Annotated in this window: 9 protein-coding genes; all 9 read right to left on the minus strand. The window is 51.4% G+C overall.

The window, feature by feature from the left end:
* Positions 1 to 79: 79 nt before the first annotated feature.
* Positions 80 to 1,003, minus strand: coding sequence for a glycosyltransferase family 2 protein (locus tag LKD71_RS02365; protein WP_178047069.1), 924 nt, complete (start codon positions 1,001 to 1,003; stop codon positions 80 to 82).
* Positions 1,003 to 2,397, minus strand: a complete 1,395-nt coding sequence (locus LKD71_RS02370) for an LCP family glycopolymer transferase (protein ID WP_227614191.1) — start codon at positions 2,395 to 2,397, stop codon at positions 1,003 to 1,005. The genes LKD71_RS02365 and LKD71_RS02370 overlap by 1 nt, the downstream gene beginning before the upstream one ends.
* Positions 2,398 to 2,417: 20 nt before the next feature.
* The gene (locus LKD71_RS02375) at positions 2,418 to 3,818 is read right to left on the minus strand and encodes an undecaprenyl-phosphate glucose phosphotransferase (protein ID WP_178047067.1); all 1,401 of its coding nucleotides are present in this window, start codon (positions 3,816 to 3,818) and stop codon (positions 2,418 to 2,420) included.
* Positions 3,819 to 3,901: 83 nt separating this feature from the next.
* Complete coding sequence (locus LKD71_RS02380) at positions 3,902 to 4,867, minus strand: glycosyltransferase family 2 protein (RefSeq protein WP_227614192.1); 966 nt, start codon at positions 4,865 to 4,867, stop codon at positions 3,902 to 3,904.
* Positions 4,868 to 4,886: 19 nt separating this feature from the next.
* On the minus strand, positions 4,887 to 6,689 hold the full coding sequence (locus LKD71_RS02385; RefSeq protein ID WP_227614193.1) for a glycosyltransferase family 2 protein: 1,803 nt from the start codon (positions 6,687 to 6,689) through the stop codon (positions 4,887 to 4,889).
* Positions 6,682 to 7,809: a dTDP-4-amino-4,6-dideoxygalactose transaminase gene (gene rffA, locus LKD71_RS02390; protein WP_227614194.1), complete on the minus strand. Its 1,128-nt coding sequence runs from the start codon at positions 7,807 to 7,809 to the stop codon at positions 6,682 to 6,684. The genes LKD71_RS02385 and rffA overlap by 8 nt, the downstream gene beginning before the upstream one ends.
* The gene (locus LKD71_RS02395; RefSeq protein ID WP_227614195.1) at positions 7,796 to 10,234 is read right to left on the minus strand and encodes a YfhO family protein; all 2,439 of its coding nucleotides are present in this window, start codon (positions 10,232 to 10,234) and stop codon (positions 7,796 to 7,798) included. Before LKD71_RS02395 ends, rffA begins: the two co-directional genes overlap by 14 nt.
* 22 nt (positions 10,235 to 10,256) lie before the next feature.
* Positions 10,257 to 12,668, minus strand: coding sequence for a glycosyltransferase family 2 protein (locus tag LKD71_RS02400; RefSeq protein WP_227614196.1), 2,412 nt, complete (start codon positions 12,666 to 12,668; stop codon positions 10,257 to 10,259).
* Positions 12,665 to 15,163 carry a glycosyltransferase family 2 protein gene (locus LKD71_RS02405; RefSeq protein WP_227614197.1) on the minus strand — a complete coding sequence of 833 codons (2,499 nt, stop codon included), beginning with the start codon at positions 15,161 to 15,163 and terminating at the stop codon, positions 12,665 to 12,667. The genes LKD71_RS02400 and LKD71_RS02405 overlap by 4 nt, the downstream gene beginning before the upstream one ends.
* Position 15,164 lies beyond the last annotated feature (1 nt).

The raw sequence follows: 15,164 nt of genomic DNA on the forward strand, positions 1-15,164 counted from the left end.
CTAGAGTGTACCAAGGAATTGTGTTCATTCTGTGATGAGTGTTTTAACAAACTTTGAAAAACCCTTGTCTCTTTTGTGTTCATTTTTCCCAGTAGCTTTTATTCATGGAAAGCCGTTTTACCAGTCCCCTGGGAAGCTTCTGATAAGCCTTTCCCAGGCGGTAACCGATGAACTTAAAACCGCTCTTGATGACAAGTTCCGGAATCAGCCAGGGATGTCCGCTTTTTATCAGATAGCGGGCCGTCTGTTTCACCAGTTTCATGCCCTCGCTTTCGGAGCTGGCCAGAGCAAAAATCTCCGGATGCTCCGCCTGGGAAACAGCCAGGTCGAAGTTCCGGCGAAGCTGCTCTATATTTCCGTAGTTGTGGGAATGGATCACCCGGGCCTCCGGCACATAGGCGATGCCGCCGCCGTTTAAGATGATTTTTCCCGCGAAAATCATATCCTCATTAAAAATCGTCTTTTTCTCAAAGCCGCCCAGGCGCCAGTAGGTTTCCGCCCGGTACATGGCGCAGACGTTGGAGCAGAAAAAGGTTTTGATCCCGTATTTCGGAAGGTCTTTTTTCGTCTTCACAGACGGCGCGTCCGGATAGTTAAAGCTTCTCGTATAACGCTCGATAACCGAACAGTTCGGATTGGGAAGCTGGCGGGCATAGGCCGCATCCACTTTTTCATCATCAAAGGCCCCGGCAAGCTTTTCCACCAGGTAAGTATCTGCCGGCACCGCGTCCTGGGTCATAAAAAGAAAAAAATCCCCGGAAAGAAGTCCTGCGGCCTTATCTCTGGTTCCGCCGTGGTCGAACTCCGCCCGGGTCAGATGCTCCACCCGCACATTCGGAAGCCCCGCAACGGAGGCCTCCGGAAAATATGCTTTCTCCGTATTCATGATCAAAATTTCATGAATCGGATAGGTCTGTTTCTGAAGCATTTTTATGAGTTTCTGAAATTTCTCTCCTGGCTTGTAGGCCGGGATCACAACATCAATTTTCTTCTGTTCTGCCATTATTGTGCCCCTGTCTCGTTGATGATATGGTCGCTGATCTCCTGCACGGTACTGGAAACAGCATCATAACTGTCGCTTCCATACATCCACTGATGAAGCTGGAGAACGTTGTTTGCCAGATTTACCGGAACCACACAGTCGCCTCCAGTCGGCAGTGTCATCGGTGTGCTGTTGAAGGGGAAGCCTGTGGTGTCAACCAGGTTATAGGCTGCCACGTCTTTCGCGAGATCGATGATCTCTGGCAGAGTCAGGGAAGTGCTGATATGATCAAACATATCGTTGACGATGCCCACGAGAGTGGTCACAGGCATGGTCTTTACCTTCTCCAGAATCTTGTTGAGAACGGTTCTCTGACGCTCGGTTCTCTTATAATCGTCTCCTGTCGTGTAACGGATACGGCAGTAGGAAAGGGTCTGCAGGCCGTTCAGGGTCTGAGGACCGGCCTGAGTCACTTCCACAATCTCTTTTCCCGTTACCTGGGAACCCTCGGTCTGATAACCATTAAGCCACTTGATTTCGTCCTGCTGCACGTCGATTTCCACACCGCCGATCGCATCTACCACATCGGCTACCACGTTAAAATCTACGGTCACATAGTCCTGAATATCGAGGTCCAGATTCTTGTTCAACATGCTGATGGAACGGGTGGGGCCGCCATAGAAATAACACTCGGTGGCTTTCCGGTACTCGCCGTTTGTATTATCCAGGTAGGTATCGCGGTAAACGGATACAAGCTTCACATCTTTGGTCTTGTCATTGATGCTGGCCACCATGAGGGCATCGCTGTGGGCGTCGATGGTGAGCTGGCCTTCACGGGAGTCCACGCCGTAAAGAGCGATGTTCGTATAGCTGTTGGCTACCTCCGGCTCCTTCTCCTGAACTTCCTTGTTTACGATAACGTCGCCGGGTTTGATGTTCACCTGCTGCATCTTATTCAGTCTGGAGAACACATAGAGGCCGCCTGCCAGGATCATCAGCACCAGCACCTCCAGCACAAAAAACAGTTTTCTGTGGCCTTTTTTCTTTTTCTTAGGAGGACGCTGCCCCGGATAAGGAGCTCCCTGGCGATTCTGATAATAAGGACTAGGGCCGCCCTGACCACGGTAAGCGCCCTGCTGACGCTGCTGGCCATAACCCGGACCAGCCTGACCCCGGTTCTGATTGTAACCCGGACCGCCCTGGGGTCTGCCCTGACGGTTCTGATTCGGACCATAGTTCTGCCGGTTCTGGCTGTAGGGTCCCTGCTGATAACCATTCTGGCCGCCGTAGGGATTTCCCTGGTTCGGCTGACCGTAAGGGCCGTAATTCTGGCCATTCGGCGCGCCCTGCTGATTTTCAGGCGTATAATTCTGTCCGTTTTCTGTAGTTTCTCTTTGATTTCTTCTCTCTGACATAATATCCCCTTTTTCGGTTCTCAGTACGCGTTTTTATTGATAAAGCCTTTAAAACAGGTCAGAAACAGGATCTTGAAATCCAGTCCAACTGTCCAGTTTTCAATATAATAAAGATCGTACTCGATCCTCTTCCGGATCGAAGTATCCCCCCTGTAGCCGTTGATCTGTGCCCAGCCGGTCATGCCCGGACGAACCTGGTGTTTCACCATGTAGCGCGGGATCTCTTCCCGGAATTTCTCCACAAACTGCGGCCGTTCCGGTCTTGGGCCGACGAGACTCATATCCCCTTTCAGCACATTGAAAAGCTGCGGAAGCTCGTCTATGCTGGTCTTTCGCATAAATCTTCCGATTCCTGTCACCCGTGGGTCATTTTTTACGGTCCAGCCCTTCTGCTCCTCCCGCTCCGTCTGCACTTCCATGGAACGGAACTTGTACATCTTAAAAGGACGGTTATGAAGGCCGACTCGCTCCTGCTTGAAAATCAGCGGTCCCGGTGAGGTCAGCTTGATGAGCGCTGCCATCAGAAGCATCACCGGTGAAAAAAGCACAATACACAGCAGAGAGCCGCAGACATCCATGGTCCGCTTCACCATCATATTGAAGGTGTTGCTCAAAGGCACATGGCGGATGTTGATCACCGGAAGTCCTAAGAGGTCCTCTGTATAAGGTTTGGTCGGAATGATGTTGTTATAATCCGGGATAAATTTCGTGTGGACTCCTGATTTTTCACAGAGACCTACGATTCGTTCCAGCTTATAATACTCATTCAGTCCCAGGGTGATTGCAATCTCATCCAGATGGTTCTGGGGCAGGATCACCAGCAAATTGTCGATCCGGCCAATAACCTTCACACCCTTATACATGGTACCGCGCTCGATGTTGTCATCCAGAATGCCACGGACCACATAGCCCCACTGAGGATTGGCATTAATCCGGTCGATGTACTCCTCCGCTGCCCGGCTGTAGCCCACCAGCAGAATCCGTTTGAGGTTCATGCCCTTTTTCCGGATATTCACCAGAGCCCGGCGGATCAGGAAGCGGACCACCACCTCCAGCACCGTGTCGATCCCGTAAAACAGAAAAACCAGCTGACGGGAGAAGTCGTCCATATGGCGCAGCATCAGGACAGACAGGAAAATCAAAAGCATCAGCGAATTGGCTTTTACGATATTTCCGATCTCCAGACGACGGCCCTGGACCCGTTTCGACGTATACAGATTGAACGCATAATAAAGCAGAAGAAGCCCCGGTACCACGAAAAACAGCGGCAGAAGGTATTCTTCTGTAGTCAGACGTCCGATGTCCTTTTCAATAAAAAAACCCAGCTGCAGGAAACACGCGAACAGATAAGAAAATGCAATGACAAACGCATCAATGACAACGTGAAGCCGGTAGAAAAACCGCTCGTTATCTTTTATCATTCCCGTTCCTCCTGTATAACTTTTATAATTTTACATTTTTATCTGTTATGATACACTAAAATACCCCAAAGAGCAACAAAAAGTTATCTAAACTCTTTCACTCTTCTTATAATATTCCCCCAGAGTTCCAACTGAATCCGCAGATAATGAGAAAAATTTTCGGGTCGGAAACCTGCTTTTTTCTCTTTTTTCATCAGAGGAAAGGCCTCTTTTAAGCCCCGAAGGTACTCTCCGCCCATATCCCTTTTCCGAAAAAAGAAATATTTCACGATGCAGCCCGCGAGAAGAAACGGCAGGTTCAGGATAAGCTGGAGGGCCGGCATATTCTTGTAGACCACATAGAGATTGTTCCGGGCGGAATAGCGGACCTTAAATTCATTGTAACGGGAACCGGTGGTGCCGCTTCCCATATGATAAACGATAGCCTTCGGCTCATAACGGTTCTCATAGCCAAAGATCCGTGCCCGGTAGCCTACGTCCAGATCCTCCAGATAGGCAAAGTGCACCTCGTCAAAATAGCCGATCTTCTCGAAGACTTCTCTCCGGTAGATGGCCGCTCCGGCGCAGGAGAAAAAGATCCGCCCCGCTTTTTCATAGTTTTCATAGGGCTTGTCTTTTCCTCTTGCGAAGGCCCAGCCCAGAGCGCAGTAGAAATCGCCGCCGTCGTCCATCTTTGAGGGATCCGTAAGCTTCCTCATCTGAGAGGCGCAGGAAAAAACCTTTTCTTTTCCCCGGATGGCCTCGTAGAGGGCACCCACAAAATCCGGATCTACCACCGTATCATTGTTGAGAAGAAGCACGAAAGGAGCTTTCGATGCCCGTATTCCCTCATTCACCGCCCGGCAGAAACCGAAATTCTCCGAAAGAACGATCGTTTTGATCTCCGGGCAGAACTCCCGGGCTAGGGAAAGGCTGTCATCCGTGGAGGCGTTATCCACCAGAATTATCTCAAAATCCTGAAAATGCTGCTGATTCAGGGAGTTTAAGCAGTCCTTCAGATAATTTCTCCCGTTGAAGTTTGGAATAATGACAGATACTTGTTTCTTCATGCTTCTCTCCATTCTGCTGTCAGCTCCGAAGGGAATAGTCGCTGGCCTTCAGAGACAAATTTTCATTATAGTAGGGATCTCTTAAAATATCCGGCATCCAGTGGCAGCGCATATACTCGATTTCCTCCTGGAAACGGCGCTTCTTGGCTTCCGTATTCTCATAGCCTCTGGTCTTGGACTCGTGGTGGTAAAGCTCCGCATAAGGATCATAGACCACAAGATAACCGGCATGGCGAACCTTCAGGCAGAAATCCACATCATTGAAGGCCACCGCCAGTTTTTCCTCAAAGCCTCCCACTTTCTCGAAGGCTTCCTTTTTTACCATAAAGCAGGCTGCCGTCACGGCGCTTAAATCCTGCTGGAGAGCCGCCTTATGAAGGTAGCCGCCCCGGCTTCTCGCCAGGCCGACGAAAAGACTGCCCGCACAGCCGCCCATGCCAAGGACGATGCCCGCGTGCTGGATCGTGTTGTCCGGATAGTACAGCCTTGCGCCCACGATGCCCACCTCTGGCCGTTGGCAATTGGCCAGAAGCTCCTCCATCCATTCCGGCGAGATCACGGTGATATCGTTGTTGAGGCAGAGGATATACTCCCCTTTGGCGTAGGAAATGCCGAAATTGTTGATGGCGGAATAGTTAAACTCTTTATCCCAGTAGACCACCCGCACACCGTTTTTGCCGTCCAGTTCCTGATAATAGTCCCGGATCTCCCGGGTGGTACTGTTGTTCTCCACCAGAATGATCTCGTAATTGGAATAGGTCGTCTTCTGCCAGATGGACTCCAGGCATTTTTTCAGCGTCTCCTTCTCATCCTTATTGGGGATCACGATGGATACCTTCGGATTTCCCTGCACCTGATATTTCACACGGTAAAAGCCGAGATCCTTGGTGTGACTCACCTCAGCCTTCGCCCCGATCCGCTGTAAGTGCGCCTCAATAGCCCGTTTTCCCGCATCAAAGGCGTACATCTTGCTGGTGGGGTTGTCCGCCGTGGAGGCCTGATGGACCCGCCAGTGATAGAGGATCTTCGCAATATGGACGATCTTTTCCGCCTCTTCCGTACAGCGGAAGATAAAATCGTAATCCTGAGCCCCGTCGTAGGCGGGATCCTGACCGCCAAGCTTCAGAGCGAGGCTTCTTTTTACCACGAAAAGATGGCAAATGTAGTTGTTGGAACAGAGAAGGTCCGGGTTGAAGTCCGGCTTGAAATGGGGCTGAAAATGCTCCTTCAAATCAGACGTCACCTTGTCCTCATCGGTGTAGACCACATCGGCCTTGTCCTTTTCAATCGTGGAAGCCACCTCAAAAAGGGCGTTGGGAGACAGCAGATCGTCGTGGTCGAAAAGGGCCAGATAATCGCCTGTGGCCATCCGGATCGCCGCGTTGGTGTTGCCTGCAATGCCCTCGTTTTTCTCAAGACGCTGGTAACGGACTCTCTGATCATTCGCCTGGTACTCCTTCACCACCTTTTCCACGGAAATATTCTTCCCGCTTCCGTCGGCGATACAGAGCTCCAAATATGGGTAAGTCTGATTCAGCACTGACTCGATCATCTGTCTTAAAAAAGCCTCCGGTGTCCGGTAGGCCGGCACCAGCACGCTGATCGTCACCGGCTCTTTCCATTTTTTCTTTCTCTGGCGAGCCAGCTCCTCCTCGGAAGGCTTGTTTTTCTCATACCATTCCTGATACTCGACCTCCCGCTCCTCGAAGCGCTCCAGAAGCCGGGCATAGAAGCCCCTGACTCCGTAATGCTTCAGGTAACGGATGCCTTTTTTGATGTTATAGGGCGTGAGCCGCTTAAAAATCTGTCCTGCTTTACTCATAAAATTCCTTAATGGCCTTTACAACCTGCTCCCGATCTTCTTCCTTCAGATGATAATACATCGGGAGACGGACGAGGCGCTCGCTCTCCTTCGTCGTGTACTTATCCTCCCCGTGGAAACGGCCGAATTTCTTTCCGGCAGGCGCCGAGTGGAGAGGCACATAATGAAAGACAGTAAGAATATCATGTTTTCTCATGAAATCAATCAGTCTTCCGCGGGTCTCCAGATCCTTCGTCTTGATATAATACATGTGAGCGTTGTGATCTGCATAGTCGGGGATGAAGGGCTGCTCGATGTAACCGGCCTCGGCCAGCGGACGAAGCTCCTCATTATAATAGTTCCAGCTGTCCAGGCGGTCTTTCCGGATCGTGTCCGCCATCTCCAGCTGAGCCCAGAGATAAGCTGCGTTCAGATCGCTGGGCAGATAGGAAGAACCATAATCCATCCAGCGGTATTTGTCCACCTGTCCCCGGAAAAATTTACTCCGATCCGTTCCTTTTTCCCGGATGATCTCCGCTCTCTCCAGAAAATCGTTGTTCTGGAAGACCAGAGCGCCGCCTTCTCCCATAGAGTAATTTTTCGTCTCATGGAAGCTGTAGCAGCCGAAATCACCGATGGTGCCGAGGGCTCTTCCCTTATAGTATGCGTAAACTCCCTGAGCCGCATCCTCTACTACCATGAGATGATGGCGGGCTGCAATCTCCATGATCTCATCCATGGCACAACCCACACCGGCATAGTGGACGGGAACGATGACCTTCGTTTTGTCTGTGATGGCATCCTCAATGAGACGCTCATCCAGGTTCATCGTGTCAGGACGGATATCCACAAAAACCAGGGTTGCTCCGCGCTGGACGAAGGCATCCGCTGTGGAGACAAAGGTGTAGGAGGGAAGAATGACCTCATCCCCCGGTTTCACCTGGGTTAAAACCGCCGCCATCTCCAGGGCGTGGGTACAGGAAGTCGTCAGAAGCACATGATTTGCCTGAAATTTTTCTTCCATCCAATGACTGCATTTTTTGGTAAACTCGCCGTCGCCGCAGATCTTTTTGTTTTTTATTGCCTGCTGCATATACTCCAGTTCTTTCCCGGTAAACGGCGGAACATTAAAGTCGATCATGATTTTTCACTCCTCTTTTGTCTTTCTTGTTTCGGATCATAACTGCCAGATAGATGAGATAGAACAGCCATCCGATGATGCTTAAGATACAGCCCGCTTTGAAAAGGGGCGGATGATAATCTAAGGAAAAAGTATGGCTTCCGGCGCTGACACGAACACCCATAAAGCCTAGGTCCGCTTTGAGGATCTCCTGCTTTTCTCCGTCCAGGGTCAGCTCCCAGCCTCCTTCATAGGGAACGGTGATGAGAAGATAGCCATCGGAAGGCACCTCGGCGGTTCCTGTCAGGTGAGAATCGTTCCCTGCTTTTTCCAGGGTGAAAGTTCCCCTGTCGCCCGCATAACTGTCTTCCGCGGTCTTTTTCACCGGATCGGTGGAACCTTTCGTCTTTGCCTCTGCCTGATAACTCTCGAGCTCCTCCTGGCTCTCCTCAATACCAAGCCTTGCAAGAAGCACCTTATCCAGGCTCTGCTGGTTTCCGCGGCTGTTGCACTTGGCCTTGAAATCTTCGTTTGTCATGGCACGGCTGGCATTGTAAAAGCTTACGATACCGGCGTATTCCTTCGCCTGATAAACGGAAATCGTACCGAAGGAGCGGACAAACTCGTAAGTATCCGGCACCTGGTCATCCTTCGCCAGAAGATATCGGACTCCGAGGAAGACAGGAAGTTCTCCGTCCTCCGGATGTTCGCTGTAGCAATAATAATTCAGGCCGTCAAAGAGAAGGTCCGGAGCGCTGTTGAAAACAAATTCCTTCACATTTCCATTCTGTATGGAATTATAAGCGCTGATGCTGCTGTAATCCTGGGCAAGTGAAGTCATGGAGGCGATACCCTCCCGGTAGGTCTTTTCAATCCGGTAAAAGCCCGTATCCGTCTCCTTAAGCCAGGCGATGGCTTCCTTTACATCCTCATTGTAAAGGTCGGAGAGGCAGGTGGTATCGTTTTTTTCCACCGCTCCCCGGTCCGTAACCGTACCTTTTCCCTCCAGACACATATCAGACACAGCGAGAAGAAGAAGGATCGTATAAAAAGCTCTGCGGTACTTCGTCTTTTTCAGGAACTGTCCCGCCAGAAGAAGGAGCATGGACAGAAGGCTCACTGCCAGCATCCCAAGGATCAGATTTTTCTGTGGAGGCTGCGTCGTAAACGCATAACCGCTTATGTAAATGCAGATGCTCAAAGCTCCCGTAGCGATAAGAGCCGGGATGCAAAGCCTCTCTCCCTCCAGAAAGCGGTCCGCCATCCAGGCGATGACCAGAGCAAAAAACGGCATGAGCACAAAGGAAAAACGGCTGATATAACCGCTACAGCCATTGAACACGATGCCAGCCAGCGGGAAAATGAGGCAGAAACCGATGAGCGCCGCTGCCCCGTAAAGAACACCTTTTTTGTACCGGCTCAGACGGCTTCGCCATAGCACACAGAGATACTGCACGCCGAAGATCACCAAAAAAATCGAGGCAAAGAGCGATGGATCTTCATAATAATTGCTGTTTCCCGCATAGTCTCCGTTCTTATTTAAAAGGTTGGCAGAAAAAAAGCGGTAAAGCATCGTGAGGTAAGTCTCCCCATCCATGGGAACAAAGCCCTGTAACAGGCGCTGTCCCAGAGATAATTCGCTCTCCAGCCGTGAGCTGACACGGAAGATCACATAAGCTGTCGGAAGAAGCACGCAAAGTCCCATGAGCACTCCGAGCAGCATCCCGAGACAGGTTTTCAGGAAACGGATCAGTCGTTCCTTCACCGGAAGCTCCGTCGCCAGCAGCACCCGGAAAATCAGGTAAACGCCCGTTGTCAGGCAGCTCATATAGGCGAGATAAGTGCTGTCGATAACCGTCAGAAAGACGATGAGCGGCAGGCAGACCCGAAAACGTTTTCTCCTAAAAGTCCTCTCGGCAAACAAAAGCAGCAACGGCAGATACACCGTAATGATACCGAACTGGTAATGCTGTCCCCAGACCATGAGAAAGCCGTTGAGGCCGTAGATATAGGCCGCAAAGAGCTTGCTCCTCTCGGAGAGTTTAAACTCGGAAAGAAAGAGATAACTGGCCAGCCCCGCCATCAGAATCCTCAAAATCTGCACATAGACCAGAGCTCCCCAGATATGGTTGCTCCCCCGGATCAGGCCAATCAGGTAAAGTAGGATCAGCGTCGGATCAAAGAGGTTCATCTGGAACATGTTGACGCCGAAGCCGTTATTGAAATCCCAGAAGCTGACGTTTCCATCCCGTATGTGGTTGACCACAGAATGATAGTGCATAAGATACTGCTGTACCGTATCGCTGCCCACATCCGCAAAGGTTCCGAAGGCCAGAAAGCGATCCCCGAAGACAAACTGGCTGTAAATCAGAAGGCCGCTGAAAAACAGCAACACTTCCAGAATCAGCACGGTTCTTATTTTCTGCCTCTTGTCTCTCTTTTCCATAAAATAAAATCACCTTTCGATACTAGTTCCGTTTTAAAGAAAAATCTTCTTTTTCCAGGGTGAGGTTGGGATTGTAGAAGGGATCTCCCGTTCGGATCAGCTCCGACCAGCGCTCCTCAAAAAGAGCAATGGCCTGATGAAATTCCTCCAGTCTTTCCTTTGCCTCCTTCTGAAGCTTCTCCCTGTCCTCATAATGATAAAATTCCGCGTAGGGTTCATAAATCACCCGTTTTCCCAAAGCACCAACCCTGAGGCAGAAATCCAGATCCCAAAAAGCCAGGCCAAAGTCTTCCGAGAAACCGCCCGCCGCCTCAAAGACACTCCGTTTCACCAGCATACAGGCTCCAGTCACTGCGCTGTAACACTGACGGCTTAAGATCCGGCTGTAGACATCTTCCTCCGTCTTTGGAAAGCCGGCAAAGGCAGCTCCGGCCAGGCCGTGAAGGCCGATGATCACGCCTGCATGGGCGATTCGGTTCTCCCCGTCGTAGAGTCTCGCTCCCACGATGCCGCTCGCTTTTCGCATACAGGAGCCGAGCATCTCCTCCAGGCTGTCCGCCCCGATGAGCTCCGTATCCGGAGCCAGGAAGAAGAGATAGTTTCCCTTCGCCTGCTTCACGCCCTCATTGAAAAGAACTGCTTTCGTCGCCTGCTGCCCAAAATGAACCAGCCGAAGTGGCTTTTCCGTCAGCCCCTCTTCTACATTTTCTTCCGCTGTCAGGATCAGATACTCATAATTCTGATAGGAAGATTTCCGGTCCAAGGAGGCGATGCAGCGCCGCAGCGCTTCTTTCTCCCCGCGGTACGGAATGAGAATCGATACCAGCGGGCTCTCCTCCCGGACAAAGCGTGTCCGGAAAAGCCCGGTCTTCTCGCCCTTTCGGACCATGGCCTTTTCGCCGAGACGCTCATAGTGGGCCGTCAAAGCAAGTCTTGCCTTCTCCCACTCTTCCTCCCCCGCAGAAACCCCTTCCTCCATCCGGATATGGCAGAGAATCCGCGGAATGTGGATGAGTTGCTCTTTCGTTGCCGCCTCCGTCAATCGAAGCAGCAGGTCATAATCGCAGGCTCCGGAAAAGTCTGCATCCACGCTTCCATATTTTTCAAAAAAGTCCCTCTTTACCAGAAAGAAGCGGCCGATATAGTTCGTGGTTTCCAGAAGCTCGGGATCGAAATCCGGCTTGAACTCCGGCTCAAAGAACCGGTTGCCATCGAGCGTCATCCGGTCATTGTCCGGATAAAACAACACGCCCTCCGGATGCTCATTGATAACTCTCGCAAAGGCAAAGAGCGCATCCGGTGTCGGAAGATCCTCCTGCCGACAAAAGAGCAGATACTCACCCTTCGCCTCTTTAAGCTCAGAGAGAACGCCCTCAGCGATTCCCGTATGCTCAGGCTGCTCCGTCACATGGAGTCTGGTTTCCTCCTTTTCAAAGGTATGGAGCACCTCATGAAGGTGAACATCCTCTGTCTCATCTGCCAGACAAACCTCGAAATTCCGGTAAGTCTGGTTCTCCAGATTCCGGAGAAGCTGCTTTAACTGCCGCTCCTCCATGCTTTTCACCGGAAGGATCAGGCTGAATTTCGGCATATAAGGAAACGCTGTGTTCCGCTGACGCTCCAGCTCTCCCGGCCCTGGGATGTGACGCTGAATCCAGACCTGATAATCCACGTTCTCTTCTTCAGAAGCTGGAAAGAGCTCCCTTGCCACCCGGGCCGTCAGGGCCTGCATGCCATGGATTCTCCAGTAATCCATGCCCCGCTTCATATATTTTTCCATTTTATGCTTCAGAATCCGGGCAGGATTCAGGTTGACCGGATAAATCTGTTTTCCTCCGGAACCGGAGAGCACCAGATAAGCCAGCCTTCCGGAAACGCCCTCCGCCTCGATGGTAAAACCGCAGTTTTTCCCGATCTCCGTCTCAAAATAGAGCATCTGAACATCCAGCCGGTCGCTCCGTCTGATTTTATAGGGAAGTTTCTTTTTCTCCTGATCAAAAAGGCCAATCTTTACCTGCTCCCGGTCTGCAGCCCAGCCCCGGAGATAGAGATTTCCGTTTTTACCGTCCACCAGTTCCTCCTCGAGGTAAAACTGCGGTGTCCGTCTGGCCTCTTTTAACCGCTTCACAGAAGCTTCATACCAGAGAAGCTTTTCCTCGCCGTTAAGGGCAAAGACACCAAGATGCCGACAGTTTTCCCAGTTTTCCGGAAGAGTGAGAAAGACCGTGATCTTCTCTCCTTTTAAAGTTTCCGGCTTTCCAAAGACCTCCAGGGCGCTTTCGTACTCCCAGGCTTCCCTCCGGGCAGGGATCTTTTCCTTATCGAGAAAAACCACCATCTCATAGCCGGAAGGCCAGTCTCCCTGAAGAATATAGACATTTTCCTCTTTCAGGCTGAACCGGGCCCGCCTGACTTCCCATTCCAGTACTTTCATTTCTCTGCTTCCTCTCCGTGTGAGAACAGCTTCTTCCATTCCACCGGGACTTCCTTCTCCCTGCGAAGCTCGCACTCGCCATTCATCAGGGAGAGATTTGGACTATAGTAGGGATCACCCTGATCCAGAAAAGTCTTCCATCGCCGCCGGAACCGGAGAATCTCCTCTTTGAAGCGCTCCTTTTTCTCCGGGGTGTTCTCATAGCCTCTGGACTTGGACTCATAGTGATAGAGCTCCACGTTCGGGTCCTGGACGATAAGCTTTCCGGCCTCGCGAATCCGAAGGCAGAGATCCACATCGTTTAAGGAAACCACGAAGGACTCGTCAAAACCGCCGATCGCATCAAAGACAGACTTCTTCACCAGCATGCAGGCCGCCGTCACGGCGCTGATATCCTGCACGGCCTTAAGGCGTCCAAAATAGCCTGCATCCTGACTTGTGTGGAAGTTCTGCACATGACCTGCAAAGTTGGCAATGCCCACCACCACACCGCAGTGCTGGACCAGACCGTCGGGATAATAGAGTTTCGCTCCCACGGCTCCCGTATCCCCCCGCTGGCAGAAGCCCACCATCTCACGGATCCAGAAGGGACTGATAACCTCTGTATCGTTGTTAAGAAGCAGGAGATACTCGCCCTTCGCGTGACGCGCGCCGAAATTGTTGATGGCCGAATAGTTAAAGCCGCCCTGATAATAGACCACATGGAGATTTTCATGCTCCATTTTCATTTTTTCATAGTAGGCGAAGGTCTCGGCCTTTTCACTGTTGTTTTCCACAATCACGATCTCAAAATTCAGATAATCCGTCTTTTCATAGATGGATTTAAGGCAGGTATCGAGGGTCTCCACCTGATCCTTGTTCGGAATCAGAATCGTCACCAGAGGCTCACCTTTGACTTTCAGGCGCATTTTATAGAGGATGAAAATGCCTGTGTACTCCACTTCCGCCTCATACCCCAGACGGGCGTAATGCTCAGTGAGGGCCTTTTTGCCGGCCTCGATGGCATAGTTCTTGCTGTCCTGATTGCCCGCTGTGGAGGTCTCGGAAGCCCTCCAGTGATAGAGAACCTTCGGGATATGGTGAATCCGGTCGGTCTTCTCGATGCAGCGAAGCAGGAAATCGTAATCCTGGGCTCCGTCACATTCCTTCCGAAGAAGGCCGGCTTCCTCAGCCAGACTTCTCCTCACCATAACCAGATGACAGATATAGTTGATAGACCGGAGAAAATCCGGGTTGAAGTCAGGTTTCATCCTGGGTGAGAAATAATGCTCTCCCTTTTCGTCACAGAGATCCTCATCCGTATAGATCAGATCCAGGCTCCGGTCTTCGTTCAGTGCCTTTACCATCTCATAGAGGGCATTGGGCTCCAGGAAATCATCATGGTCAGAGAACATCAGAAACTCGCCGGTGGCCATACGGATGGCAGCATTGGTATTCTCGGAAATACCCCCATTCACCTCCAGGCGTTTCAGGCGAATGCGTGGATCAGAACCGTATCTTCTCTCTACGAAAGCCGCGGTCTTTCCGTCGGTGCTTCCGTCCGCCAGACAAAGCTCAAAGTTTCCGTAGGTCTGGGCCGTGATCGAATCGATGAGTGCCTGCAAAAAGGGCTCCGGCGTATTATAGAGCGGCACCACAATACTGATGAGCGGCTGATAAACAAAAACTTCTTTTCTCTCCCGCTCCAGTTCTTTTTTGTCCGCCGCATGGAGACGGAACCATTTCTCGTATTCCATCGGGCGATCCTTCAGGGAACGAAGTTTCCCGGCAGTCTTGGAGACGAAGGCCTCCGTGCCGTGGGTTCTCCAGTAGCTTAAGCCTTTTCTCGCGTACTTTTCCACCTTATTTTTCAGGATCACCGGAGTCTTGAGGCTGATGGGATAGACGTTTTTCCCGTCTTTTCCGGCAAAGACCAGATAGACGGCATCCCCGGAAAGATCCGAAGCGTCCAGCGTAAAGCCGCAGTCTGCCGCCACCTCGCACTCTTCGTACATGCCAGCCACATCGGGTCTTGCGCTCCGGCTGATCCGACAGGGAATTTTCTTTTTCTCACGGTCAAAAAGTGCGATTTTCACCGGCCCTCTGGATACGGTCCAGCCGCTCAGATGGATTCTTCCGGTCTTCGCGTCGATGACCTCCTGATCGAGATAAAACTGCGGCGTCTTCTGCTTTCTCTTAAGCTCCCGCACCGGAATCCGGAACCAGACATTTTTCTGCCCGTTTTCCATGGCATAGACAGCGAGTTTATGGGCCTTCTCCCAGCCTTCCGGAAGCTCCATGGTGATCTTCTTTTTCTCACCCAGAAGACGGACGGCCTCCTCAGAGCGGCTCAGTTCCTCTTCCTTTTCCCCGCTCACAAGCTTCGCCGAAATCTGATGGCCGTCCAGACGGACCTCCATTTTTGCCCCGGCGGGCCAGTTTCCTTCTATAATATAGGTATTTTTTTCTCCGAGCAGGAACCGTTCCCGTTCCGCTCCCAGCACCTGTGCCAGCATC

The organism is Fusicatenibacter faecihominis (assembly GCF_020686945.1).
GTDB classification, from domain to species: domain Bacteria; phylum Bacillota; class Clostridia; order Lachnospirales; family Lachnospiraceae; genus Limivivens; species Limivivens faecihominis.

What these genes read in the sequence shown, in the direction of transcription:
- LKD71_RS02365 (WP_178047069.1), bottom strand. Translation starts at nt 1,003, where the DNA reads ATGGCAGAACAGAAGAAAATTGATGTTGTGATCCCGGCCTACAAGCCA.
- LKD71_RS02370 (WP_227614191.1), bottom strand. Translation starts at nt 2,397, where the DNA reads ATGTCAGAGAGAAGAAATCAAAGAGAAACTACAGAAAACGGACAGAAT.
- LKD71_RS02375 (WP_178047067.1), bottom strand. Translation starts at nt 3,818, where the DNA reads ATGATAAAAGATAACGAGCGGTTTTTCTACCGGCTTCACGTTGTCATT.
- LKD71_RS02380 (WP_227614192.1), bottom strand. Translation starts at nt 4,867, where the DNA reads ATGAAGAAACAAGTATCTGTCATTATTCCAAACTTCAACGGGAGAAAT.
- LKD71_RS02385 (WP_227614193.1), bottom strand. Translation starts at nt 6,689, where the DNA reads ATGAGTAAAGCAGGACAGATTTTTAAGCGGCTCACGCCCTATAACATC.
- rffA (WP_227614194.1), bottom strand. Translation starts at nt 7,809, where the DNA reads ATGATCGACTTTAATGTTCCGCCGTTTACCGGGAAAGAACTGGAGTAT.
- LKD71_RS02395 (WP_227614195.1), bottom strand. Translation starts at nt 10,234, where the DNA reads ATGGAAAAGAGAGACAAGAGGCAGAAAATAAGAACCGTGCTGATTCTG.
- LKD71_RS02400 (WP_227614196.1), bottom strand. Translation starts at nt 12,668, where the DNA reads ATGAAAGTACTGGAATGGGAAGTCAGGCGGGCCCGGTTCAGCCTGAAA.
- LKD71_RS02405 (WP_227614197.1), bottom strand. Translation starts at nt 15,163, where the DNA reads ATGCTGGCACAGGTGCTGGGAGCGGAACGGGAACGGTTCCTGCTCGGA.